General features: G+C 51.3%; 19 protein-coding genes and 3 tRNA genes. 5 read left to right on the forward strand and 17 right to left on the reverse strand.

Annotation, left to right across the window (positions count from 1 at the left end; all coding sequences use genetic code 11):
- Positions 1 to 177: 177 nt before the first annotated feature.
- The gene (locus B0I18_RS12780) at positions 178 to 2,601 is read left to right on the forward strand and encodes a T9SS type B sorting domain-containing protein (protein WP_106523111.1); all 2,424 of its coding nucleotides are present in this window, start codon (positions 178 to 180) and stop codon (positions 2,599 to 2,601) included.
- A 29-nt stretch (positions 2,602 to 2,630) separates the two neighbouring features.
- Entirely contained in the window at positions 2,631 to 3,203 is a 573-nt protein-coding gene (locus B0I18_RS12785) for a YceI family protein (RefSeq protein WP_106523112.1), read from the forward strand.
- Positions 3,204 to 4,117: 914 nt separating this feature from the next.
- On the opposite strand, the gene B0I18_RS12790 is transcribed toward B0I18_RS12785, so the two are convergent.
- The 10 genes from B0I18_RS12790 to B0I18_RS12835 form a co-directional block, all read right to left on the reverse strand.
- Positions 4,118 to 4,192, reverse strand: a tRNA-Val gene (locus B0I18_RS12790).
- Positions 4,193 to 4,223: 31 nt separating this feature from the next.
- A tRNA-Val gene (locus B0I18_RS12795) sits at positions 4,224 to 4,298 on the reverse strand.
- Positions 4,299 to 4,331: 33 nt separating this feature from the next.
- Positions 4,332 to 4,406: transfer RNA gene (locus B0I18_RS12800), tRNA-Val, on the reverse strand.
- A gap of 105 nt (positions 4,407 to 4,511) precedes the next feature.
- Positions 4,512 to 6,104 (reverse strand): bacillithiol biosynthesis cysteine-adding enzyme BshC, encoded by a 1,593-nt coding sequence (bshC, locus tag B0I18_RS12805; RefSeq protein WP_181358454.1) that lies wholly within the window; start codon positions 6,102 to 6,104, stop codon positions 4,512 to 4,514.
- Between the two features lie 168 nt (positions 6,105 to 6,272).
- Complete coding sequence (locus B0I18_RS12810) at positions 6,273 to 6,875, reverse strand: IMPACT family protein (protein ID WP_106523114.1); 603 nt, start codon at positions 6,873 to 6,875, stop codon at positions 6,273 to 6,275.
- Between the two features lie 37 nt (positions 6,876 to 6,912).
- Positions 6,913 to 7,710, reverse strand: a complete 798-nt coding sequence (locus tag B0I18_RS12815; protein WP_106523115.1) for a class I SAM-dependent methyltransferase — start codon at positions 7,708 to 7,710, stop codon at positions 6,913 to 6,915.
- A complete protein-coding gene (gene ribD / locus B0I18_RS12820) occupies positions 7,697 to 8,734 on the reverse strand; it encodes a bifunctional diaminohydroxyphosphoribosylaminopyrimidine deaminase/5-amino-6-(5-phosphoribosylamino)uracil reductase RibD (protein ID WP_106523116.1) in 1,038 nt (345 codons plus the stop codon). Before ribD ends, B0I18_RS12815 begins: the two co-directional genes overlap by 14 nt.
- 58 nt (positions 8,735 to 8,792) lie before the next feature.
- The gene (locus B0I18_RS12825) at positions 8,793 to 9,068 is read right to left on the reverse strand and encodes a YHS domain-containing protein (protein WP_106523117.1); all 276 of its coding nucleotides are present in this window, start codon (positions 9,066 to 9,068) and stop codon (positions 8,793 to 8,795) included.
- A gap of 46 nt (positions 9,069 to 9,114) precedes the next feature.
- On the reverse strand, positions 9,115 to 10,350 hold the full coding sequence (locus B0I18_RS12830; protein ID WP_106523118.1) for an NAD(P)/FAD-dependent oxidoreductase: 1,236 nt from the start codon (positions 10,348 to 10,350) through the stop codon (positions 9,115 to 9,117).
- Positions 10,351 to 10,409: 59 nt separating this feature from the next.
- On the reverse strand, positions 10,410 to 11,498 hold the full coding sequence (locus B0I18_RS12835; protein ID WP_106523119.1) for a class I SAM-dependent methyltransferase: 1,089 nt from the start codon (positions 11,496 to 11,498) through the stop codon (positions 10,410 to 10,412).
- 172 nt (positions 11,499 to 11,670) lie between these two features.
- Between B0I18_RS12835 and B0I18_RS12840 the strand changes: the two genes are divergently transcribed.
- Entirely contained in the window at positions 11,671 to 14,388 is a 2,718-nt protein-coding gene (locus B0I18_RS12840; protein ID WP_106523120.1) for a peptidase associated/transthyretin-like domain-containing protein, read from the forward strand.
- A gap of 58 nt (positions 14,389 to 14,446) precedes the next feature.
- Here the strand turns inward: B0I18_RS12840 and B0I18_RS12845 are convergent, their stop codons facing one another.
- The 4 genes from B0I18_RS12845 to miaB all read right to left on the reverse strand — a co-directional run bounded on the left by B0I18_RS12845 (position 14,447) and on the right by miaB (position 18,962).
- The gene (locus B0I18_RS12845; RefSeq protein ID WP_106523121.1) at positions 14,447 to 15,286 is read right to left on the reverse strand and encodes a DUF2911 domain-containing protein; all 840 of its coding nucleotides are present in this window, start codon (positions 15,284 to 15,286) and stop codon (positions 14,447 to 14,449) included.
- 142 nt (positions 15,287 to 15,428) lie between these two features.
- On the reverse strand, positions 15,429 to 16,727 hold the full coding sequence (locus B0I18_RS12850) for a sigma-54 interaction domain-containing protein (protein ID WP_106523122.1): 1,299 nt from the start codon (positions 16,725 to 16,727) through the stop codon (positions 15,429 to 15,431).
- 61 nt (positions 16,728 to 16,788) lie between these two features.
- Positions 16,789 to 17,454: a DUF1361 domain-containing protein gene (locus B0I18_RS12855; RefSeq protein WP_106523123.1), complete on the reverse strand. Its 666-nt coding sequence runs from the start codon at positions 17,452 to 17,454 to the stop codon at positions 16,789 to 16,791.
- Positions 17,455 to 17,531: 77 nt separating this feature from the next.
- Positions 17,532 to 18,962, reverse strand: a complete 1,431-nt coding sequence (gene miaB / locus B0I18_RS12860) for a tRNA (N6-isopentenyl adenosine(37)-C2)-methylthiotransferase MiaB (protein ID WP_106523124.1) — start codon at positions 18,960 to 18,962, stop codon at positions 17,532 to 17,534.
- A gap of 994 nt (positions 18,963 to 19,956) precedes the next feature.
- On the opposite strand from miaB, the gene mltG reads away from it, so the two are divergent.
- A complete protein-coding gene (gene mltG, locus B0I18_RS12865; protein ID WP_181358455.1) occupies positions 19,957 to 20,964 on the forward strand; it encodes an endolytic transglycosylase MltG in 1,008 nt (335 codons plus the stop codon).
- A 47-nt stretch (positions 20,965 to 21,011) separates the two neighbouring features.
- A complete protein-coding gene (locus B0I18_RS12870) occupies positions 21,012 to 22,487 on the forward strand; it encodes an FAD-binding oxidoreductase (RefSeq protein ID WP_106523126.1) in 1,476 nt (491 codons plus the stop codon).
- Here B0I18_RS12870 and B0I18_RS12875 read toward each other — a convergent pair whose 3' ends face one another.
- From B0I18_RS12875 to B0I18_RS12885, 3 genes are all read right to left on the reverse strand, one after another.
- Positions 22,488 to 23,000, reverse strand: a complete 513-nt coding sequence (locus B0I18_RS12875; protein WP_106523312.1) for a YdeI/OmpD-associated family protein — start codon at positions 22,998 to 23,000, stop codon at positions 22,488 to 22,490.
- A 74-nt stretch (positions 23,001 to 23,074) separates the two neighbouring features.
- Positions 23,075 to 24,769 (reverse strand): acetate--CoA ligase, encoded by a 1,695-nt coding sequence (locus B0I18_RS12880; protein WP_106523127.1) that lies wholly within the window; start codon positions 24,767 to 24,769, stop codon positions 23,075 to 23,077.
- 94 nt (positions 24,770 to 24,863) lie between these two features.
- Positions 24,864 to 25,685 carry an alpha/beta fold hydrolase gene (locus B0I18_RS12885; RefSeq protein ID WP_106523128.1) on the reverse strand — a complete coding sequence of 274 codons (822 nt, stop codon included), beginning with the start codon at positions 25,683 to 25,685 and terminating at the stop codon, positions 24,864 to 24,866.
- Positions 25,686 to 25,689 lie beyond the last annotated feature (4 nt).

The following is a 25,689-nucleotide window of genomic DNA, read 5'->3' on the forward strand; positions in this document are numbered from 1 at the left end:
TGCAAAATCATGCGTAAAATAGTGCAAAACGGCTTTCTTTCTTAAACTCCCTTCCGTCTTTCCTGGTACATGTATGATTAGCGCAGCAGATAGTGCTCATTAATTATGAGTTTGCTTGTTTGCGTTAATGCCCGGGCAGAACCCAATATTTTTCACTTTTAAAAAAGATAAGATGATATGAAAAAATTACGACATCGTCACCTGTTGCTTCTCCTGGTCTGTTGTCTGTTGCTGGGGGGAAGCGTCGGTGCGCAGCCCGGGTTTATGAATACCCAGAAATTCTTGAAAGCAAACAGCATGTGGGCGTTGGGCGATAAAACGGGACTGAACTTCAATGTGAGCCCGCCCGCCACGTTTACTTCCGCGTTGACTCCAGCTACAGGCGGTATGAATATACCGGGTTTATTATACGTGCTGGGCAACGATCCCTTGTATGGTACTTCCAGTGTGGCCGACCGCCAGGGGCAGATGCTTTTTTATACCGATGGGGTAAGCGTGTATAATGCCAATAACCTGGTTATGCCCAACGGAGCCGGCCTGAAGGGCGGTAATCCCGGCGAGCTTTCGGTGCTGATCGGTAACTCGACCCTGCAAAGTACTTGTGTCGTGCCTTTTCCGAAAGATACCAACCGGTATTATGTATTCGTGCTGAACGCGAAAGAAGACGAACTGAATATTATGCCCGACCCGCTTACTTATTCCATTGTAGATATGCGCCTGGACAACAATAAGGGCAATATCGTTACGGGATCGAAGAATCTTGTATTGGATACCAATGCACTGAGCGGCGCTATGATTGCCGTGCAGGGCAGTAACTGTGATGTATGGTTGCTGGTGCACGAATACGGGAACCCGGTCTTTAAAGCGTATCATATTACCGAAGACGGGTTGGATCCTAACCCGGTATTGTCTACCACGGGTAACCAGCTCCAGGGGCCGGCAGTGTGTAATATAGCCTGCAGCCTGCTAGGGACGCCATTAGGCCCTACATTCAGTACTTTGGACAATATGGCGGCTTACGGCACCCGTACCACCATGTCGGTTGCGCCCAACGGCCGGTTGTTGTCCGTGGCCAATTTTGTGCCCTTTTGTCTTACGGGTATTACCTATGGGGTAAGCGGCGTGCTGTTGTGCAAGTTCGATCCCGCAACCGGCGTGGTTTCCGACGGCATCGTGGTCGATGAAAACCTGCAGACGGCATCGGTGGCATTCTCGCCCGATAACTCCAAGCTGTATATGGTACATAATAGCGTATACGACAGCCTGGGCAACGGGACGGCCGTTGGCTTCCCGATAATACAGGATATGGATTCGGTTACCATATCGCCTTATGCTTATTACCAGTTGCTCCAATACGATGTATCGAGTTATAACGCAACAACCATTACTGGAACCAAGACCATCATAGATGATAATGTAAAAACTTCCGAGTTCAGTACGTTACGGCTTTATAACGATAAGATCTACGTTAACAACGACCCGGGAGCCTTTACCCGGGGGGGCGATCCTACCGGTAGTTCGGTATGGCTGGGCGTGATCGATAAACCCGATGCGCCGGGGCTGGGCTGTGCCTATAATCCTAAAGTGATCCCGCTGCCGGACAAGCTCTTTTATACCTTCCCCAACCAGGTGGTGTTTGCGCCCGATCCGGATACAACGGGTAATAATTATAAAGATACCCTCGTTTGTTCGGCCCATCTCAACGGGGCTTTCCCGGAGGGAGTGGTGCTCACCGCGGCATCCGGCTTTGACTCCTGCCTCTGGGATGACGGCAGCCGTAACCCGGTAAGGTCCATCACAGGGCCGGGTAAATACTGGGTCATCAATTTCGATCGCTGTCATTCCCGGACGGATACTTTCATTGTGCGACACATTGATATATCCTTCGATCTGAAAGATGTAGTGTCCTGTTACGACGACTCCGTGAAGATAGATGTAAATATCCCCGATCCCGGTAGTTATGGCTACCAATGGAGCACCGGCGCTACGGAGGGCAGTACTTATGTAAAGGGCAGCGACCCGGTGTGGGTAAAGCTTACCAAAGAGAGTTGCGAGGCTTCGGATACGGCCAAGGTGCATGTTTACAACTTCAAGCAGGACCTGGGCGAAAACAAAGTCTTTTGTATGAATGATGAAATCTCTTTTATACTCAATGCCAATATTCCACAGGGTGCTCCGGGTGTAGCCGTGCGGTGGAGTACCGGCGACACCGATCCTTCGATCAGGGTAACCGATACCGGTACCTATACCGTAGTGGTCCGTAGCGAATTCTGCAGTGGAGCCGGTTCGATGAATGTTTCGCGGGAGCTGTGCGAATGTTATGCGGTAGTGCCCAACGCTTTCACGCCCAATAGCGACGGACTGAATGATGTGTTCCAGCCGGTAGTTCAGGGAGGTTGCCTGCTTGCCGGTGGCAGTCTCAGGATATTCAACCGCTATGGGCAGCTCATCTATAACGGAGATGATATCCTTAAAGGCTGGGATGGTATGCACAATGGTAAAACTGCAGATGTGGGCACTTATTTCTATGAGCTTTCTTTCGAAGCCGGTACCCATCATAAAAAGCATTATTACAAAGGTTCTCTTTCCTTAGTCAAGTAAAAATTTCTTATCGCAAAAAAACTTTCCAAATGAAAAAAATAAAATTATTAGCTCTCCTTATTTTGATTGGCAGCCTGGGTGTTGTACGTGCACAGGTATTGAACTTTAAAAATGCAGCAGTTTCTTTCAGGCTGGAAGCGCCTGCGGGCAGTCTACTTGCAAACAATAAGAGTCTTACAGGCAGCATCGATATCGCCAAAGGTACCTTCCAGGTACGGGTCGATGTGCAGGCTTTCCGCTTCAACAGCGAATCGCTGCCCGACCGGATCAACGATTATACATCACAGCGTTTCCACCTGTATTATATGCAAAGCGAAAAGTATCCCCATGCCAGTTATAACGGCACATTCAGCAGCAAGGAAGTAAACTGGAACAAGGACGGTGTGTATAAAGTAAAAACCGCCGGCAGTTTAACGATTCATGGTGTTACCCGGCAGGCCGATATCCCGATCACGGTTTATATTAAAAACGGTAAGAGCCGTGTTGAAAGTAATTTCATGGTAGAGACCAAAGACTATGCGATCCGTCTACCTTCATCGGTTAAGGCGCTCTTTTTTCAAAACGTCGATGTAGTCGTAAAGTCCGACCTGGACAAGTTATAAGCTTTAAGCACAACTGTTCGTAGCCGGACGCTACGAACAGTTGTACTGCTTCGCTTTACTCAGCAGGACCATAGCATTCCGGATCAAGTAGAACTTCCCGGGGATTCTTTTTCTAAGATCGGTCGGTCGATTGTGTGGCTTACGGGTCTATATTTAATTAAGGTCTCGCGGCGGCGCGGATCTCGCAGCGAGCAAAAAAAAATCCTGATATCCCCGCAATGTCCGTAAGGCGCATTATGCGGTTCGTAGTGGGAATTTATAGGCTATGTCAATAGCGGCGCTGCGACACAGCGAACGGGTGCGTATTGGTCGTAACATCTGGTCACTAACCTCGTAGGCATGCTTTGCACAACGCCTATTGCATGCACTGCCAGGACGTCAAGTCAGGAACAACCGAACATACCGACCTTTAGAAAAAGGGCGTCAATAAACCGCGTAGCGCTCATGAGCACCAATAAGAAAATAAAAATACAGCGAATAAATGCTGCAGGACGCCGTATAGAAAGAAATACAGTTCTCACAGTCTGGCCTTTTACTTTAGTTTGTTCGTCATTCCTTCGTCCATTTTTTATTACTGCCCGGAATATTTCTTTTAGGCGTACAAGGCATTTTTAGCACTTTTTCTACAGTCTTGATTTATTCTTCTTTGTATTAAGACAAAGAAGAATAAAAAATCAGGGTAAGTATTCCGGAGTTTCCCGACTTTTCTGCTTGCCATCTAGTCGATAAGATGCTTTGCTGGGATCAGCAGGACTATAGTATTCCTCTGATAAAGCCGGCTAATCGGTGAGCTACTTCACTACGTTCAGCATGACATCTAACATCTAATATCTATTATCCAACATCTAATATCTAATATCTAACACCTCAAAACACAAAAAAGCCGCTCTAAGAGCGGCTTTTTGTTTTGGGAGTGGAGGCACACGGATTCGAACCGCGGACCCTCTGCTTGTAAGGCAGATGCTCTGAACCAGCTGAGCTATGCCTCCCGAAGGGTAATCAAAAAAGAACTTTATGTTGTGGAGGCACACGGATTCGAACCGCGGACCCTCTGCTTGTAAGGCAGATGCTCTGAACCAGCTGAGCTATGCCTCCGGAAACAATCAAAAAAATAACAACTTTACTCTGTGGAGGCACACGGATTCGAACCGCGGACCCTCTGCTTGTAAGGCAGATGCTCTGAACCAGCTGAGCTATGCCTCCTTGATTGATTGTTTCTTACCGTACCGCTTTTCGCTGAACGGAGTGCAAAGGTAAAGGACAGCTTTTAAATTGCCTAGTTTTTCGGGTAATTTTTTTTAATTTTTTTTAAACCTCGCGCAGCAGGAGGAATTCATTACCAAGGGGCAGTGTAGCCGTCATCAGGTCTTCGAAGAATGCAGGACCGCGCTCCAGGTAGTAGGGCATAAAGGTATCGTAACGTTCCTGCAGCGAGCCGTTGGGAAACAGTTTATTTTTGAGTTTATAGATCTGGTTCAGCTGTTCGGCCATATTGCGCTTTTCGGCACGCATCATCTTCTTCTCGATCGTATCCAACTGGTGGCGCATTTTGGTCAGGGCGGCTTCTGCGCTCGATTTCAGGGTCACATCGATATGGGTAGCCTTCGCTTTGATCTGGTCAAATACGCGTATCATCTGCGTGCGCATATCTTCCAGCTGCAGGTCTTTGTTCGTGTGTTTGTTTACAAAACTCCTTACCAGTTGTTCTGCCGGTTCAAACAGCTCTTCGTTACCCAGTCCTATTTTTTGTTGCAGCGCGTAGGATGCTTTATCTATCCACAATACAGACTGCCGTAAAATAACAGCCGGGTAAAATATTTTATAATGATCGAACACCGGTTTCAGTTGTAACCAGTAAGCCACTTCGCTGCCGCCACCGATAAAGGCTACATCGGGTAATATGGTTTCCTGGTACAGGCCGCGCAGGATCACATTGGGACTGAACCGTTCGGGATGTTGCTCCAGTTCGGCTATCAATTCCGATTCATTCCAGTGAATCTCGGTCCGGACTACTTTCCAGCCGGTCGATGTTTTTTCGATCCTTTCTCGGATATCGTCCCTGAGGTAAAACAGGTTGATCGGGCGGGCAAAAGCCTGTGCTTTATACTGCTCGTTCAGCGCATCGGACGGCGCTTTTACCAGGTCGAAAGATTTGGGTTGCAGCAGCTCTTCTTTCAGCACCGGCAGGAAGGCGCGTTTCAAAGCCGCATCATCGGGATCCAGTACCACTACGCCAAAGGCGCCCAGCAATTCGTTGACCAGGTAACGCGTGGCTGCGGCTATCGTATTTTCTTTGCTATAAGCGTGCAGGATAATTTCCTTAAGCCGGTCGGCAAAGGGACCGGGAGGCCCTACCTGCGCCATCAGCTGACCCAGCAAGGGTTGCAGGTCTTTGGCCGACATACGGCCCACGGCGCCTTTCTGCTCGGTCTGCCAGCGAAACCGGATACCATTAAAACGGAATACGCCCAGTTCTTCAAGGTCGTTATCTTCCGAACCGATATAAAACACGGGTACAAAACGCTCTGCCGTGCTGAGGCTTTCGAGATGTCGGGCCAGTTTGGCGGCGTGTATGATCTTATAAATGAAATAGAGATAACCCGTCATCAGGTTAGGCTGGTGGGCCGTACATACCGTAAAGGTATTTTCGTCGAGCAGGCTTTCGATATTGGCTGTTACCTTCGGGTGTACCGCGTATCCTTCGTACTGTTTCTTCAATACCTGTACCAGTGTGGCCCGGTCTGTAGCCATTTGCTTACGCTGTGCTATGGCTGCTTTCAGGCCGTTCTCATCAGGGCTGAAAGCATAAAACGGTTTCAGGCTGTCTTTCTGATCCAGGTAATCGGCGATCAGGTCAGAAAAGAAGGTTGTAGACTGGTAGGGTATACAGACTGTTTCCACGAAGAAGATTTAAGCGGTTTTACGAATGTCTACAAAAGTAAAGGGAAATCGCTAAAGTTGCGGCGCGTATAGGTTAATGGCATGATAAGAGAAAATGATAAAAGCCGCGAGGGCCCTGCTGCACCAGCAAAGCCCCCGTGGCGGTAAGCGGTAATACCGCATTCCTGTTTAAGACAATAGCTTCACTTCTAGGCCATGGATGTCGTTCAGCCTTTTAAGGCTGGCCTCTTTATGGACCAGTGGAATGCCGGCCTGCATGTTGCAGAACAGTTGCATTTCCTGTTTGTATACCGTGGCGTCATTCTGCTTCAGTACCTGCATCACCTCGTTCAGCAGGGAATAATCGAATTCGAGTTCGACCATGGCCTCCACGTTCTTTTCGACGGTTTCGGCCATAGCCATACAATCGGCCGCTGCTGTTTTATAGGCATTGATCAGGCCGGGTACGCCTAGCAGGGTGCCGCCGAAATAGCGGACCACTACAACGAGAATATTGGTAAGGCCCGCGCTGTCGATCTGGCCCAGTATGGGTCTGCCGGCGCTGCCCGATGGCTCGCCGTCGTCGTTGGCCCGGAACTGCAGGCCATCGGTACCCAGGCGGAAAGCATAACAATGATGCACGGCCTTGGGGTGTTCTTTCTTCAATGCCTGCAGGCTGGCTTTTATCTCCTCTGCATTGCGTACCGGGAAAGCGTAGCCGTGAAACTTGCTGCCCCGGTCTTTAAACTCCGCATAGGACTTGCCGGTAATCGTTTTATAGGTTAGTTGCATATTGTTGTACTCCGTGTTATCCGTTCGTTTCTTATTACTATCCTTCCGCTACGATGGCATACATCAGCGGTAATTTATTACCCATGGGCGCTATGTGGTATTTCCTGTCGGCGATCTGCTCCATATGGGCAAAGCAATTGTAGTGGGAATAATCGTATTCCCTGAAGTCGCTTATGCGTAACCCATTTTTGAGCAGGCCGCTGAAAAGCTCTTCAAGGCTGTGGTTCCAGCCGATCTCTTCGTAAGCTATGGGGGCTTCGCGATCGGTATAAGTACCCTGCGACTGTTCTATAATGGCTTCGGTATTGAAATAGTTGTAGGCAATACCGGTAAAGTCGCTGTTGAACATCCATACTACAGGATGAAAGTCGACCATGACAAACCGGCCACCGGGTTTCAGGAAATGCCGTACTACCTGGCCCCAGCGTTGCAGGTCGGGCAGCCAGCCTATGGTGCCATAGGAGGTGAATACGATATCGAACTGACCTTGCAGGTGTTGGGGCAGGCTATACAGGTCGCAGCATACAAAGGTGGCGTCGAGCTGCAATTGTTCATTCAGTTCGCGGGCTTTTGCTATGGCATCGTCCGAAAGGTCGGCCCCTGTTACTTTTGCGCCCATCCTGGCCAGCGAAAGACTGTCCTGGCCGAAATGGCATTGCAGGTGCAGGATGCTTTTGCCTTTGATATCGCCGAGTAGTTCCAGTTCGGTATCATTAAGCGAAGTGGTGCCTTCCAGGAAACCTTTGACATTGTAAAAATCGGAACCGATATGTACCGACGTGCGTTTGTTCCAGCACGCCTTATTCTTTTCGAGGTAATCTTCAGGTATCTGCATGGGTATAATGTTGAATTTGATCGAAGCCCAGCCGGAGCCGGCTTCCGGGTAGATGATGGTGGAGCAGGGGAGCGGCTGTACCTTCCTGCAATACGACCGGGGTTTCGATCACACAGGCTTCGTCCCAGAGCCCGGCATCGATAAATTGTTGCAGGGTGCGTGTGCCGCCTTCTACGATTACGGAAGCCCTGCCGGTTAAGGCTTCCAGTACCGCTTTGGCCTGGTTGTCTTTACCGGCTATCCGCATCCATTGTACCTGTCCTTCCGTCGCATCTTTATGATGGTTCAGTACCAATGTCTTTTGCGGGCCCCGGAACAGTTTCAGGGTACCGGGCAACCGCAGCTCGGGGTCGAGTACCACCCGTTCTGGCTGTGGGCCGCTCCAATAGCGGTTATTCAGCTCCGGGTCGTCGAGCAGGGCGGTACGGTAGCCTACGAGTATCGCCGCTTCTTCACTGCGCATCTTATGTACATAACGCCGCGTCAGTTCGTTAGACAGCATTACTTTCCGGCCTTCGGGCGGCGCTATAAAACCATCGGCACTTTGTGCCCATTTCAGGATCACATAGGGACGTTTTTTTTCCTGGTTGGTAAAGAAGCGCTTGTTAAGCCCGCGGCATGCGGCTTCCAGCACACCGTTCGTAACATGGATACCGGCGGCCTCCAGCTTGCGGATGCCTTCACCGGCCACTTTATGAAAAGTATCCGTACAGCCGATCACCACCTTCCGGATGCCTTCGCTGATGATCAGGTCGGCACAGGGCGGCGTTTTGCCGTAGTGGGCGCAGGGTTCCAGGCTTACATAGATCGTGCTCTCCGGTATCAGTTTACGGTTCGCTGCCGCAACGGAACGGATACAATTCACTTCGGCATGCGCCTGTCCGTACTGCATATGCCAGCCTTCGCCGATAATGGTATCGTTGTGCACCAACACCGCGCCTACCATCGGGTTGGGCGCCACACTGCCTGCGCCTTTCAGCGCCAGCGCGATACAGCGTTGCATGTATTGTTCTGCTCTGTTCATAGTTAAACAATAAAGACGCACCGTTGCGCGTCTTTATCCATAAATCGTTGCGGGGTACTTAACCTTTTTTATCTTCTTTTTTATTGTACTTGGCCGGGTTGGCGGTGTAACTTTCTTTGCAATGCGGGCTGCAGAACCAGGTCGTATCCGTATTGCTTACGGCAAACTCCGTCCAGGTTGTATCGTAGTCCATACCGCATACGGGGTCTTTCTTGCCGCCTGCCTTCGCTTCTTTCTTGTCTTTATCTGCCGGCGCTTCGGCGTTGCTGTCGGTGCCGGGTTTGCAGGAGAGCAGTAACATCGCCGCTACGGGCAGTATCATAAATTTTTTCATGAGGTTCAATTTTAATCGTGTATGCAAAGATACGTTAAGAAATGGCTCAGGATGTTGCGATGGTGTTATCCAGGAAACGCGCAAGCGTTTTTACCGACTTCTCGTGGTTCTTTACGAAGGGGTTACTGAGGTCCCATACATAACCCGCAAGTACGCTGCAGATCTGCTCTTTCACTTCTTCACTTTTGTTTTCCGCAAAGAAGATCTTGAATAAAGTACCGTCGTACCAACTGTTTACATAAGTGCGGAATACATTAACGCCCTGCATGGTGGGTTCGGTATATTCTTTATGCCAGTCTACCGTTTCGCCGTTTAGCTGGCGGATCACCAGTTTGGCAGCCAGCTGCGCCGACACCGTAGCCAGGGTTACACCCGATGAGAAGATGGGGTCGAGAAACTCGGTTACATTACCGGTAAGCACAAAACCATTACCCCAGAAGGTGTCGGTTGTAGCGCTCCAGCCCTGCAGGGTACGGGGTTCAAAGATCAGTTCCGCATCGCCAAAACGCTTATGCAGCGCTGGTTCTGCGGCGATCATCGCCCTGAACTGCTCTTCCGGTGTGCCGGTATAAGGTTCGAAGAATTCTGGGTTGGATACATAACCTACCGAGGTATTGCCTGTGGCAAATGGAATGGTCCATACCCAGCAGTCGGGGCGGTGCACATACACCACGATGCGGTTGGGTTCTTCCTGTTCCAGCCTTTTGGGGTCGGTCATATGGGCAAATACCGTTTTACGGGCAGGTTGTGTAGAGGGTTTTTCGAGGTTGAATAAACGAGGGATCACGCGCCCATAGCCGCTTCCGTCTACGATAAAGCGGGCCTTCACCTGGTAGGCTTCGCCTTCTTCGGGTTGTATGGTGGTAATGCTGCTGCCATCTTCCGCGATCTCTATCGCTGTTACTTCATGTTTATAAGACAGGTCGATACCCATGCGCTGGCATTCGTCGGCCAGGGTAAGGTCGAAGTCGGCGCGGGGCATTTGCCAGGCATATTTAAGACCGTCGGTATGTTGTTTTTCGAAGGTGAAATCGCAGATATCGTTATTACGTACAAACTTGGCGCCGGTCTTTTCCTGGAAGTGTTTCGCTTTAAGCGCATCCATAAAGCCCGCTTCAGTAAGGGCATCCAGGCAGCGGGGCAAGAGGCTCTCCCCGATCACGAAACGGGGAAACTGTTGTTTTTCCACGATACGGACATCGAAGCCCGCCTTTTTAATAATGGCTGCAGCAACCGTCCCGGATGGTCCTGCTCCGATAACCAATACGTCAGTTGTAATCATATGCTGCTCCTTGCGGAGTAATTTAAAATGTTGTCAGGGGTTGTTTTCAGGTTGTTCTTTTACTTTTTACGCAGTTCTATGATCGTGTGGCTCAGGCCTATGAGGTCATGCTGTCTTACGATCCGGAAACCTGCTTTATCGACCAGGTCGTAGAATACGGCGCTGTCGTACATCTGGCTGTTACCATTGGCCATCGTCGTAAAGTACAGCGAGGTCATCTGCAGGGCGAAGGCCGAAGTCGGGAAACGTTGCCGGTCCCAGAAGGTTTCATTGATGAAGATGCGGGTATTTTCATCGGACACGCGGTGGCATTTTTCCAGTATGGCTACGATCTCTTTATCGGCAAAACAGTCGAGGAACTGGCTCATCCATATGGTATCATATCCTGCCGGCAGCTCCAGCTCCGGGTTAAGCACGTTATGCTCATGGTAGGATACTCGGCCGGTAAAGCCCGCGGCATCTATATTCCGGGCCGCCATCTTCAGCTGGCCGGGCAGGTCTACGATGCCCATTTGTACATCAGGGTTGTACTGCAGGCATTGCAGGGTCCATTTGCCGGTATTGCCGCCGATATCGAGCATCCTTGCCGGTGGTATTTCAAATACCAGGGGCAGGGCTTCGGGGAACGCGTTGTCGGAATAATAATGATCGAAAGCCAGCCAGCTCTCTTTCGCAGGAGAGGGGAACACAGATAAACCTTCGTACAAGGTACCCCAGTCGCCCAACGATTTAAGGCCTTCGGGTTTTTCGTTTTCGATCGATGTTTCCAATGCGCCCGATCCTTTATAACATACATCACGCATAAAGTCGAAATTGACGCGTGTCATATCGTGGTTGAGCAGGATATGGCCGGTCTTGGCCAGGAAGTACAGGCCTTCCCTGCGGTATACCAACCCGATACCGAGGCCGGCTTCGAGCAGGATGCGTACCCCGTAGTGCGACATGTTTACCTTGCCGGCCACATCGGCGATACTGATACCGCCGCGTGCGGCTTCCACAACGTGTAGAATGCCTTTGTCGCGTAGCAGGCGGGAGGCTTCCCATACATAGGGCGCGAACGCGATCATCTGTGCCCGGTCGATAGCTTCGAGCGCCCGGACATTATCTTCTTCGAACAATGGTTTTAGGACAGTACTTGTGTTTGTCATGTATGGATTTGCTATTAATCGTTCAAAAGTACAATTATGGCGCCGATTCCTGAAATTTTGGCCCTTTAAACAGGCCGTTTTCTGATTTATGGTTTTTATTTAAAATAAGTATTTGTAATAATTTAAATATTGGCCCGGTATTTAATTTTAACGTAGTTAAATGCTGTAGCTTATGAAAATGTTTTGGTTGTATGTATGCATGGCCGTTCAGGGTACCGGTTATGCGCAGCCTGCGGGCAAGGAGGCTTTGTTACAGGGCCGTATCCGCTGCGCAGCGCCGGAAAGCCCGCCTGGTGCCTATGAGCTGGTATTGCCCGGCTTAAAGCTCGGGCTGCTTACCGACCAGCAGGGCCGCTTTTCGATAGCACAAATACCCTACGGTAATCACCTGTTGCTGGTGCGGGGCACACTACAGCGCTACGATACCTTCCGTGTAGCCGTCGATCTCGATACGGTGCAGCTGGGTGACCTTAGGGTACCGGCTCCAGCCCTGGGCGGCGATGATGTGCTGGCCTGGATGGCCGATGTACCGGGACTTACAGAAGAGGAGGCTTTGCTGCCGGTAATCGGTAGTGGGGCAGGCGATGCTACCGGTGCGGCTTTGAGGGCCTGGAGCACACTGGGGTACCGCTTTCGCGGTTATGCACGCGACCAGGAGCGCCTGTTTCTCGATGGCCTGGAACTGAATGACGGCGGTTCCGGGGTATTGTTCCGTATGATGGCGACGCTGGGAACTGGCGCTGTAACAGGCTACAGCCTTGATCCCGGTGCATTGCCCCCAGGCCTGCCCGGCACGGCAACATCGGTTTATGCAACAGCCGCGGATCAGCGCCGGCAAACGCGTATCATCTACAGCCGGTCGGATGGCAGCTGGTCTAACCGCATCCGCTTAAGCCATGCAACCGGCATGACGTCCAAAGGCTGGGCCTTCGCCTTATCGGGCGGGTATTGCGGCGCAGGCGAAGGTTATGTGCCCGGTACTTCCTACCGCGAATACAGCCTGTATGCGGCATTGAGCCGGCGTATCGGCGGCCGCTCTATGCTGCATCTCAGTACCTTGATCATGCCGCTGGAGAGCGGGCAGTCGGTAGCGGCCACGGCAGAGGCCATAAACCTCGCCGGTACGCCTTATTACAACCCCGCCTGGGGTTACCAGGAAGGACGTCAACGTTCGGCCCGCATTGCCCGTATGCATACGCCCCTGGCTTTGCTGCATTATGTGTATAAACCCGATACGTTTAGTTGTATCAACCTGGTGGCCTTGTTCCGCGCGGGTAATACCGGTAACACGTTGTTGGACTGGTATGATGCGCCCGACCCGCGCCCCGACTATTACCGCAATATGCCCAGCGCCTATAGCAATGACCCGGCCACAGCGGCCCGCATCGGCGAAGCATGGCGTACCGATACGGCAACCCGGCAACTGGACTGGGCAAAGATGTATGCCGCCAACCTGGGCAATGGCCTTGCTGCCTTGCGCCGCCGCTCGGGTTATGTACTGGCCGAAGACATGGCCGGTCTAAAACAGCTGAGCCTGGCTGCATACGGCCACAAACAGTATGTGCAGCTTAGGTTACGGGCCGGTCTTAACTACGACCGCTTACAAACAACCAATTACCGCAAACTGCTGGACCTGCTGGGCGGCGATTATTTCGTAAATGTGAATCGCTTTGCAGAACAGGCTTATGCCGGTACCGTCATTTATAACCAGAATGACCTCAACGATCCCGACCGAGAAGTTTTGCCCGGAGAGGCTTACAGCTACCGCTACATCATGCGCAGCACCAGGGCCGGCGGCTGGTTGACGCTGGATTATAACCCGGGAAGGCTGCACCTGTTCCTGGCGGGTAGCCTGGTATACGATGCGTACCAGCGCGAAGGCCTGTATCGTACCGGCTTATTCCCTTTCGACTCTTATGGCCCCTCGGATAAGCAGCAATATGTTACCTGGCATATCCATACCGGGATCGGGTACAGCCTGGACAAGTACCAGTCGCTGTTTATTAACGCTGCTGCCGGTAGTACGCCACCAGCGGTTGACGATGTATTTATTGCCCCGCGCAGCCGTAATACCGTAGTAACCGGAGGTGCCGGTACTGCCCGCTATAGAGCCATGGAAGCGGGTTACAAGCTGCATACACGCAGGCTTACCGGTACGCTTACCTTTTTTACCACGGACCGTTATCAACTCACTTCGATCCGGCGTTTCTATCATGAGGATTATCGCAGCTTCGTAAATTATGTTATGCAGGGCATGGCCACGCGGTCTGCCGGTATAGAACTGGCGCTTACTTTACGGGTAGCCGGGTTTATGTCGGTTACAGCGGCGGCCTGTAAGCTGCGCGCAGTCTATCGTTCCAGGCCCGGTGTGCGTATTTATAAAGACAATGACACGGCAGGTCTTGCAGCGAGCCAGGTGGCTTATCTTAAAGATTATTACCTGCCGGGCCCGCAGTCGGTTTATATGCTGGCCTGCGATTTTCGCCTGCCGCGTTATATCCGTGCCGGTATCCGTTGCCGGGCGGCAGCTGATAACTATGCGGCTATTAACCCGGCGCGGCGTACCGATGCTGCTATGGGGCTTGTTCCACCCGGTAGCCCGCAAGGGTTGCGTATACTGGAACAGGAGCGTTTGCCCGCAGTTTTTATGCTGGATCTTTCGGCCGGCAAAACCTGTTACCTGCGTCCGCCCGGTAAGCACAGGCTGCGGTATGCGGCATTATCCATAGATCTGGGAGTCTCCAATTTGCTGGATCGTAAAAATGCCATTACTGCGGCTTACGAGCAGTTGCGCTTCGATTATAAAAGCCATGACCCGGACCGCTTTCCCAATAAATACCGTTATGCCTATGGCGCGGTTTATACGCTGTCGGCAGGACTACGTTTCTGAAAAACAAACAAGCCTTCCTGTTACGGAAGGCTTGTTGCGTTGCTTATGCGACGTTTGATTATTTCATTTCAGCAGCCAGGTTGTCGGCATTGCGTTTGTACTCTTCTGCATAAGGCGTACCTACAGCAGCATCGGCCGATTTTTTTGCGGCGGCGATCGCTTCTGTTTTATTACCTTGTTTCTGGTAGATACGGGCTTTCAGCCAGTAGATCCAGAATGCTTTCGGATTTTCTTCAATAGCCTTGTCTGCATAAGTCAGGGCTTTGTCCAGGTTCTTACCGGTTTCGAGGTAATAGTTGGCAGCCTGCTGGTAAGGGCGGCGTGGGGTATTGATCGATTGCTCGAGGTAATCGGTAATGCGTTTGTCGTTGTCGGCAGTAACGGGGATGGTTACTTTGGTATTTTCCCAGGCCAGCACAAGGTCGCATGTTTTGTTGGTAATGTTATCGATGGAGATCGTGAAGGATTCTACCTTCTCTGCATTGCGTGCAGCAGGTACGGTAAATTGGGCTATGTCATCTTTATCGTCGAAACCGGAAGTGCCCCAGTTGCCGATGCCTTTATTGATGATCACTTTCCATTCTTTTTCGCCGGGAATGGTATACAGCGCATAGGTGCCAGCCTTAACCACGTTGCCTTTCAGGCTTACGTCTTCGCCGAAAGTGATTTTGGTAGCGTTGTTTGCACCCGTACGCCATACTTCGCCGAAGGGTACTATTTTACCAAAGGCTTTACGGCCTCTCAGGGCAGGGCGGCTGTAGTTTACTTCAATGGCAGAAGTAGAGAAATCCTGTTTTAAAGTAGCGGTAGGACTCGGTGCGGGCAGTTTCAGATCCTGTGCATGCAGGCTCAGGGCCAGACCGCCGCCAACGAGGAAAGTAAGGAAAAAACGTTTCATACAAGATAATTTTTAGGGTACAAAACTAGGCTTTTACCGGCAAAGAAAAACCGCAGGCGGCAACATAAACACCTTAGTAACAAAGCCGGTTATGGATCAAAAGATAATGCCGGGACCTGTGCCCCGGCATTATCTTTTGCTATTACTCTTCGATATCGTATTCTTTTATTTTGCGGTACAGCGTACGCTCCGATATGCCCAGCTCATGCGCGGCATCTTTACGTTTGCCTTTATGCTTCTGCAATGCCTTTACAATAAATTCTTTTTCGCGGTCGATCAGTGACAAGGATTCTTCCACTTCTTCATGGTGGTTGACCACATCACCCGGCTGGTGGATCACAAAGGGGGCGGGGGCTTTAGGCTCCGCCGCATTGTTGTAATTGGTAATGGCCGGGGTATTGAAGGTATTGTCGGGTATCTTGTTTTCGTAGGTCGGCAGCAGGTGTTCGCCGCTTATTGGTGCGGGGTTGCTGAAGCCCTGGTGATGCGCCAGTTCGAAGATCATTTTCTTGACATCGTTCATGTCCTTCTTCAGATCGAAGAACAGCTTATAGAGGATCTCCCGCTCTGTGGTGCTGCTACCGCCGCTTTCAGCGCTACCGGCGCCTACCGAGGGTACATGTCCGGGTACAAGCGCAGGCATACGGCTGGTGCCGGTATCGCGGTTGGGCAGGAAGTTGCTCAGCTGTTCGGCCGTAATGGTTTTGTCTTTGGCCAGCACGGATATCTGTTCGGCGATGTTTTTCAGTTCGCGTACATTGCCCGGCCAGCCATAACTCATCAGCATCTGCCTGGCTGCTTCGTCGAGCTGTATCGGCGGACTTTTATAACGCTCCGCGAAATCGCCGGAGAATTTGCGGAACAGCATCGGGATATCTTCGCGGCGCTCGCGCAGGGCGGGCACCCGTATCGGTACCGTATTGAGCCTGTAGTAAAGATCCTCGCGGAATTTGCCCTGCTGGGTCAGCGTCAGCAGGTCCTTGTTGGTGGCTGCAATAACGCGTACATTAGTCTTTAGTACCTTGGAGGAGCCTACTCGGATAAATTCGCCGGTTTCCAGTACACGCAACAGCCGTGCCTGGGTGCCAATGGGCATTTCACCGATCTCGTCGAGGAATATGGTACCGCCGCTTACCGTTTCGAAGTAACCTTTACGCTGGTCGCTGGCGCTGGTAAAGGAACCCTTTTCATGACCGAACAGTTCGGAGTCGATCGTGCCTTCGGGTATGGCGCCGCAGTTGACGGCGATAAAAGGATTATGCCTGCGGGAAGAAAGGTTATGAATGATCTGGGAAAATACTTCTTTACCTACACCGCTCTCGCCGAATATCAATACGCTCAGGTCTGTATTGGCTACCTGCTCCGCTACCTGCAGCGCATAGTTCAACTGCGGGTCGTTGCCGATAATGCCAAACCTGTTTTTTATGCTTTGTACATCCATGGATTCAAGTTAAGTTGGGAACGGCTTTCCGGGCAGGACTGCCGTATCGTTTTTCGAAAAATTAAAAAGGCCTGCTCCGTATCATTTTAAAGGAGTAGAACATGACATTCAGCAAAAGACCCATGAAAAAAGTCATGCCCCAGGTTCTGGGATGATGGACCGGGTCGGTAAAACGGTTGCTGATATCCGTAAGCAGCGCAAGCGGCTGCTGTATGATGTCCCAGCTATTCCAGCGGAGATAACGGCCCAGGTAAATGCCAAAGCCGGATAGAAAAAGAAGGATTACCGGTAGAATGGCCGCCTTTTTAGCCGGCAGGAAACGCTGCAGTACCGACTGCACATCGATCAGGCTGAAAAAGCCGAACAGGAGCCCCGTCCAGGCATAAGAAAGGATCAGGGTAAGATCGAACCAGATCGGCACTTCCGATTGCCGCCTGAGGTGAAACAGGTCGGTAAGGATATAAGGCGCATTGGGGAAAAAGGCCAGCCATAACAGTACGAAACCGGCCATTAATCCTTTATGCTGTTGTGCCTCCGGCTTCAGACGGATCAATATACCGGTAAGCCAGGGTATGAATGCCAGGAACAGGTTCCAGTTCAGGAACAGGAACATCTTGCTACCGGTATACACACACCGGAAAATGGATAACGCTAAACAGAGCAGACTCAGGGAAAGCAGGAAGATGATCTCTTTACTCCTGCCGCTTTTTTGAATTAGGCCGGTCATAGTAATGCGTTTCTTGATTCTGGAAAATTATTCAATCTGGTCCTGCCTCATCTGTAAGGTAGCGCCGGTAATCAGGATCAGTGCTGGTTACCGGGTACGATGGTACCGATCAGTGTACCGGATGTCGCTTTATGTACTTTAACCTGTACATAATCGCCTTTCTTCAGGTTATAGTTTTCCTTGGGGAATACAATGACCTTGCCATGCGTGTTCCGGCCGCTCCAGTCGTCGGCGCTGCGCCGGCTGTCGGCTTCGATCAGCACTTCAAAAGTTTTTCCTACTTCCTGTTCGAAGAGCTGCGCCGAAAGCTCACGTTGCAGGTCGATGATCTCTGTCAGGCGGCGTTTCTTCACCTCCTCGGGTACATCGTCTGCATAACGGCGCTGGGCCAGTGTTCCGGGCCTTTCGCTATAGGCGTACATATACGACAACTCGTATTTGCTGTAGGCCATAACGCTCAGGGTTTCCTGGTGATCTTCTTCCGTTTCGGTACAGAAGCCGGAAATAACATCGCTGGATATGGCACAGCCGGGAATGATTTCGCGGATGCGGTCTACTTTTTTGATATACCATTCGCGGGTGTAGGTACGGTTCATCAGCTGTAAGATGCGCGTAGAGCCGCTTTGCACCGGCAGGTGAATGTATTTGCAGATGTTGTCGTACTTCGCCATCGTGTGCAATACATCGTCGGTAATATCTTTAGGATGCGAGGTGCTGAAACGTATGCGGAGCAAAGGACTTACCTGTGCTACCATTTCGAGCAGGTTGGCAAAGGTGGTTACGTCTTCGCTGCCGCTGGTGGTATGATAATAGCTATCCACGTTCTGACCCAGCAGGGTTACTTCGCGGTAGCCGCGGTCAAACAGGTCCTGGGCTTCGCGCAGGATAGACTGCGGGTCACGGCTGCGTTCGCGGCCGCGGGTAAAGGGCACTACGCAAAAGGTGCACATGTTGTTGCAACCGCGCATAATGCTGATAAAAGAGCTAACGCCATTGGTATCCAGCCTTACCGGCGCAATGTCCGAATAGGTTTCTTCACGGCTCAGCAACACATTCACGGCTTTTTGTCCGCCTTCGGCTTCGGCAATGAGACCGGGCAGGCTACGATAGGCATCAGGGCCGATCACCATATCTACTAGTTGTTCTTCCTCCAGCAGCTTGGCTTTCAGGCGTTCGGCCATACAGCCCAGTACGCCGATCAGCAGGCTGGGGCGTTCTTTCTTATAGGAACGGAATATGTTCAGGCGTTTACGTACGGTCTGCTCCGCTTTTTCACGGATAGAGCAGGTATTGAGCAGGATCAGGTTGGCCTCTTCGAGGAAGGTAGTGGCGCCAAAGCCTTCTTCCTGCAGGATAGAAGCTACGATCTCGCTGTCGTTGAAGTTCATCGAACAACCGTAACTTTCAATATAGAATTTTTTAGAATATTTATTGGGGTCATTCGCAAATGGTGCATAGGCCTCACCCTGGCGCTCTTCCACCACCGTTTTGGTCTCCAGTTCTAACATACCGTCAATTTAAGGAAGCAAAGTTAAGGAAATAGACTGTCAAAATTGCAGGTTTTATAGGGGGAGCGGTAATTTTTGAGTGTTGAATTTTGAGTTTTGAGATATGAGATGTTAGATATTAGATGTTAGATATTAGATTTGAGATTTGAGATGTTAGATATTAGATTTGAGATTTTAGAAGGAGTCCATTGTCATCCTGAGCGTAGTAGGTAATTTTGAATGTTGAGTTTTGAATTTTGAATTGTTGAAGTGTTCATTGTCATCCTGAGCATCGCGAAGGATCTTACCGGAGGGAGTAGGCGTGCAAATAAGCCTGAAGCAATTACCATAAGCCCATTGTCATCCTAAGCGCAATTGCCGGGAGTATAAGCTGGAATACGCCCCTGGCATCCAGCAAGCGCCTGTTGTCATCCTGAGCGCGGCGAAGGATCTTACCGGAGGGAGTAGGTGTGCAGATAAGCCTGAAGCAATTACCATAAGCGTATTGTCATCCTGAGCGCAATTAATGGGAGTATAAGCTGGAATACGGCCTAAGTCCCTGCAGAGTCCTCTGTCATCCTGAGCGCAGCGAAGGATCTTAATGGAGGGAGTAGGCGTGCAGATAAGCCTGAAGCAATCTCTATAAGCGTATTGTCATCCTGAGCGCAATTAATGGGAGTATAAGCCGGAATACGCGCTAAGTATCCAGCAGAGTCCTCTGTCATCCTGAGCGCAGCGAAGGATCTTAACGGAGGGAGTCTATGTGCAAGTTAGCCTGCGATCAGCAAAGCCAGCTAACTGATGAACTGCTTCGCTGCGCTCAGCAGGACATCCTCCCCCCAACACTAACTACCCACTACCCAATACTCATTACCCAATACTCATTACCCAATACTCATTACCCAATACTCACCACCCAATACTCAATCCTTCGCCTTATCTTTGTCGCCTGAATTAAAAGAAGGCATTAAAAATGGCCAGAAGAAAGAAAAAAAACAAAAATTCCGGGCGGTACATGGCTTTGTTGCTGGCCGTTCTCCTCGTTCTGGGCGGTTATTTCGGGTATTATTATTACAAGAAATGGTTTGCACCTAACGTAAAAGAGACCGGTAAACTTTATATCCCTACCAATGCCAGCTACAACCAGGTGCTCGACTCGATCCGTCCCCTGCTGAACGACCCGGAAAGCTTTGACTGGCTGGCCCGGCAGAAGAAATATAACAGCCGGATCAGACCCGGGCGTTATAGCATCAAAAAGGGGGAAAGTAATAATGAATTGGTGAATAAACTACGCATTGGCGACCAGGACGAGATCTCGATCCGCATTGGTAACTATGCCAGCATTTATGAACTGGCGGGAAAAGTAGGACCTTTCCTCGAAACCGACTCCGCCGGACTGGTAGCGGCGATTACAACCGCCGATTTTACCCGGGGTTATGATACGGCCAATATGCTCGTTTTTTTCTTTCCCGAAACGTATAACTTCCATTGGAATACCAGTGGCGCCGCCTTTGTAAAACGTATGAAAAGCCAGTACGATAAATACTGGACGGAAGAACGGCAGCAACTGGCCCGCGACCGTAATATGAATCCCATGCAGGTAACGACCCTGGCATCGATCGTACAACTGGAATCGGCTATGCCGGACGAGCAGCCCCGCGTGGCGGGTTTGTACCTGAACCGCCTGAAAGTAGGTATGAAACTAGACGCCGATCCGACCGTGATTTTCGCGATGAAAAAAGCGGAAGGCTTTACGCGTAAGATCAACCGGGTTTATTATAAAAACCTTGCGATAGAATCGCCTTACAATACGTACCGGTATAAAGGACTGCCCCCCGGCCCGATCTGTATGCCTAATGCATCTGCCCTGGAAGCCGTACTGCACCCGGCCGAACATAAATTTATCTATTTCGTGGCCGACGCCACCCGCCCGGGTTACCACGTCTATGCAGCTACCCTGCAGGAGCAGGAGGTAAATGCCAACAAATACCGGGAATGGCAGAATGCCCATAATGTAAAATAACCCCGCCGGGAAAGCGCCGCGCTTTCCCGGTCCTGATCTGATCCGCCATGAGTAAAACCTATACTAAAAGAGAGTTCCTGCGTATACTGGGCCTGGGCCTTGTTTTTATGCCCCTGGTCGGTTGCTTCGACAGCAAGAGTAGCGATGCGAAAGAATCCGGTCACACCGGAGGCGACGATACGGCAAAGGCCGGTGACGACCCGGAAGAACTGAAGATAACAGACCAGGACATGATCCTGCTGAGCCGTAATGATGCCGCTTACGAGCGTTATAACATGGCGTTCAATAAGCGGATCCAGCATTTGCCGAAATACATCGCGGTATGCAAGACCGAAAAGGGCGTGCAATACGCTGTGCGTAAAGCGGCCAAAGAAAACCTGAAGGTAGCGGTTAAGAGCGGCGGGCATAGCTTTGAAGGCTTCTCCTCCAACGACGGGGGGATGGTGATTAACCTGTCGCAGATGAAAAAAATAAAATGGCTTGGCAACGATGAAGTGGAGGTGGAACCCGGTTGTATCCTGCAGGAAATACAGGATGCCTTCTTCCCGAAAAAGAAACTGTTACCGGCAGGCTCCTGTGGTACGGTGGGTATCGGCGGACTGACGCTGGGCGGAGGTTACGGCTTTTTCAGCCGTAAGTATGGCCTTACCTGCGATAGCCTGCTGCAGTTGCGTATGGTAGACGGGGCGGGCAATGTGATCCGTTCGGAAGATGATCCTAATCTCCTCTGGGCCTGTAAAGGCGGAGGTAACGGTAACTTCGGCGTGGTGACTTCGTTCCGCTTCAAGGCGCATGATATGCCGCCCTTGTTCGATAGTTATGTATTGAAGTTCCGTAACATGACGGCCGAACGTTTTGAAAGCACGCTCAGCGCATGGTTCGAGGTAAGCGGGCAGTTGCCGCTGGAGGCCTTTGCGGCGTATGTATTGAACGGTAATACGCTTACGGTACTGATTACAACGTATAAAAGCTACCCCGATTTTGCACAGAAGATCGCGCCCATCACTGCGCTTGCCGATAGCACGAAACCTACGCTGAACGCACCATTACCGCAGGCTATGCGCCGCTACTACGGCCGTAAGGGGCCTATCTATTTCAAGAATGCTTCCGCCGGCCTGTATAAAGACAAGGACGATATACTACAGGTAAAAGAAGAATTGTTTAAACTGGTTACGACGTACAAAGGCATCGTATTCCAGGTCAACACGCTGGGGGGCAATATCAACGAAAGGGAGTTTGAAAAGCAATCCTGTTACCCGCACCGCAGCCTGCCTTACCTGGGCGAGTTGCAGGCCTACTGGGATAATGCCAGCCAGGAAGGTGCGCTGGTAAAGGCTTTTGAAGAGATACAAACTTTGTTCCGCAACGGCGGTATCCGGGCGCATTACCGCAATTACCCCGATATCAATTTTAAAGACTGGGAGACCCAGTACTACGGCGATAACTATGTAAAACTGCAAACTGTAAAACGCAAATACGATAAGGACGACCTGTTCCATTATCCGCAGAGTGTCCGGGTATAACTAGCTTTCCTTTTTGGCCTGCTGTTCGCGGATCATAGGGCCGTATTCCATTTTGCGCGACAAGGCCGAGACACAGATGGCCAGGCGTTTGGCCCTGGTCGGTTCGGTCTTGGCGCTCTCCACCCATTTGCTGAAATACCGTTGGTGCGAGGGCGCCAGCGATTGGAAGTAGGCCAGGGCCCCGGGTTCGTCTTCCAGGCATTCCAGCAGCTCGGGCACGATCTCCTGCGGACTGTCATCCTGTTGCAGCGCTACCTTCAGCGAGGCGCCTTTTCTTTTACCGATGCCTTTGCGCATGCCCGCATTCAGGGCCATTAAAAAGCTGCCGTCGCCCATAGGTTGTACTGCGATGCTCCGGATCGCAAACTGGTCCAGCTTGCCCTTTACGCGAAAGGTTTTCCGGTTGCCGGGATACAACTCCTGCGCGATGTCTGCGGGAACAATAATATAGGTCCAGCCGGTCTTGTCGCCTTGTTCGTCGAACTGGTGTATGGTAGCGGTAAATGTAGTCATGGGCTTTGTTTTTAGGCCGGCGCTGTAAAGGCCGGTCCCTGCAAATTTAAACCTTACCGGCATACCCGCCCTGCTCAGGAGCGTTTGTAGCCGTATTCCTGGTCCGGGTTTATGCCCCTGGCTTTTCCTTCGGCCTCCCGGGCTCTTAACTCTACCCGCCTGATCTTGCCACTGATCGTTTTGGGCAGTTCGGTTACGAACTCCAGCAGGCGCGGCATTTTATAAGGTGCGAGGCTTTTGCGTGCGTAGGCAAACAAGGCTTCTGCCAATGTTTCGCCGGCATCGAAACCGGTATTGAGTACGATAAAGGCTTTTACCTCGAAGCCTTTGACCGGGTGCGGGCTACCTACTACGGCCGACTCCTGCACGGCATCGTGCTCCAGCAATACGCTTTCCACTTCAAATGGCCCCACCCGGTAATCGGATGATTTGATCACATCATCATCGCGGCCTACAAACCAGATATAACCGTCTTCGTCGCGGTAAGCCTTATCCCCCGTATAATACAGGCCATGCCGGAATACTTCCTGGTTCTTTTCGGGATTGCCGAAGTAATCGATGAAAATGCCGTTGGGCTTGCCTTTTGTCATATCTACGCAGATATTGCCTTCTTCGTTTGGAGGGAGTGGCTTGCCGTCGTCGCCGGCGATTACGACATCATAAAGAAAAGTAGGCTTACCCATCGATCCGAATTTAACCTTGTTGCCCGGCAGGTTGGCTACGATACAGGTACTCTCGGTCTGGCCGAAACCGTCGCGGATCAGTATACCGGTGCCTGCCTGCCAGGTTTCGATCACTTCGGGGTTGAGCGGTTCGCCTGCAGCCACGCATTCCCTGAATTGAAAACGGAAGGCTTTGAGGTCTTCCAGGATCAGCATGCGCAGCACGGTAGGCGGGGCGCAGAAGGTGGTAATACCATGTTTTTCGATCAGCGAAAGTGTATCGCGGGCATGGAAGCGTGCGGTGCTGTGGTAGGCAAATATTGCCGCGCCTACATTCCAGGGCGCGAATACACTACTCCAGGCAAACTTGGCCCAGCCGGGCTGCGAGATATTGTAGTGGATATCGCCCTGCCGTAAACCAATCCAGGAGGCCGTTGTAAGATGGCCGAAGGGATAGCTGAGATGGGTATGTATAACTACCTTAGGCATACCTGTGGTTCCGGAGGTAAAGAACAGGAATAAGGGATCGTCTGCCCGGGTAAGGGCGGCTTCGGCCTGTCCGGCTTCGCCTTCGATATCTTCGAGGCTGTACCAGCCCTGCCTGCTGCCTTCTGCAATGATCTTTACGGCTACGGTTTCGCCCAGTTTTGTTTCGGCTTCTTCTATCTTGGCGGCATTATCCGGATCGGCGATCACCACTTTGGGCATCAGGGTACGGAAACGGTATACGATATCGTTTACACCCAGTATGGTGGCTGCGGGTATCATCCGGAAGCCGCCTTTGATGGTAGCCAGTATCGCCGTCCAGTTTACCGGCTGCAACGCCATCTGCGTCAGGATCACATCCTGTTGCTGTACGTTTTTGGCACGTAGAAAATTAAGCAGTTTATTGGTCTCGCGGCAGATACCGGCAAAGGAAAAAGTAAGGGTCTGGCTGCCGTCGGTCCAGATGAGGGCAGGGGCGTCGGGCGTGTCCTGTACATGAATGCCTTCAAAGATCTCGCTGACCCAATTGAAGTGTTCCGGTTTATTGATTTCGAGTGCTGCAAGCGCTTCGAATTGCTTATCGGCGATCAGTTGTCTTACCGTTCTGAATAGTTGTTCCATACCACTGCTGTTTGCTTATACTTAGCCTAAAGTTAAGTATTACTCCCGTGGAACGGTACAGCAGTAAGGGATAAGTATTGGTTAAAAAGTATAGCTATGCGAGTCCCTGTTCCTGCAGGAACAGCAGTACCTGTTGTACCAGGAAGAGGCTGCTTTGCTTATGCGGGCTATGGCCTGCATTGGGCACCATATAAGCCGCAGCAGGTCCCGATACCTTGCCGGTAATGGATTGTACCTGGTCGATACTGCCAAACTCATCGGCGGTACCCTGTATCACGTACACCGGGCAGCTGATCCGGGGCAGGAAGTGTTCGATATTCCAGTCCCGGTAAAAATCTGCCAGCCATGTTTTGGTCCAGGCATCGAATACTGCCTGTGTTTTATCGCCATGATAACGTGCCAGCCTTTGCGGCAGGTCGGTATGGGCAAACTGTTCGGCCACATGGCTGATCCCATCTAGCGTAATTTCTTCGACGAATACATGAGCCCCTTCTGTAAGGATCGCTTTGATCCGGTCGGGATATTTGGCCGCAGCCAGCAAGGCTATCGTACCACCGTCGCTATGCCCGAACAGGACAGGGTTGCTTATACCCTGCTGCTCCAATAGAGTGATCAGCACTTCTGCTTCCTGTTCCATATAGTCGCTGGTCCTGGGTTTGCCGGAAAAAGGGGAGGACGCGCCATAACCCCGGCGGTCGTAAAGGAACACGTTATAACCGGCGGCCCTGGCCAGTTGCAGGGGGAAGTCGCGCCAGAGCTGGATGCAACCCAGCGAATCGTGCAGGAAGACCATCGTGCCGGCTGCAATGCCTTCGGTTAAGGTATAGGTCAGGGTTTCGAGTTCGTAATCGATGCCTGCTGTATCCCGGAGCAGGGCGCGGCCGGAACTGGTTTGGTATTGTGCTGGGTTACTCATAACG

The organism is Taibaiella chishuiensis, from assembly GCF_003014535.1.
Lineage (GTDB): Bacteria > Bacteroidota > Bacteroidia > Chitinophagales > Chitinophagaceae > Taibaiella > Taibaiella chishuiensis.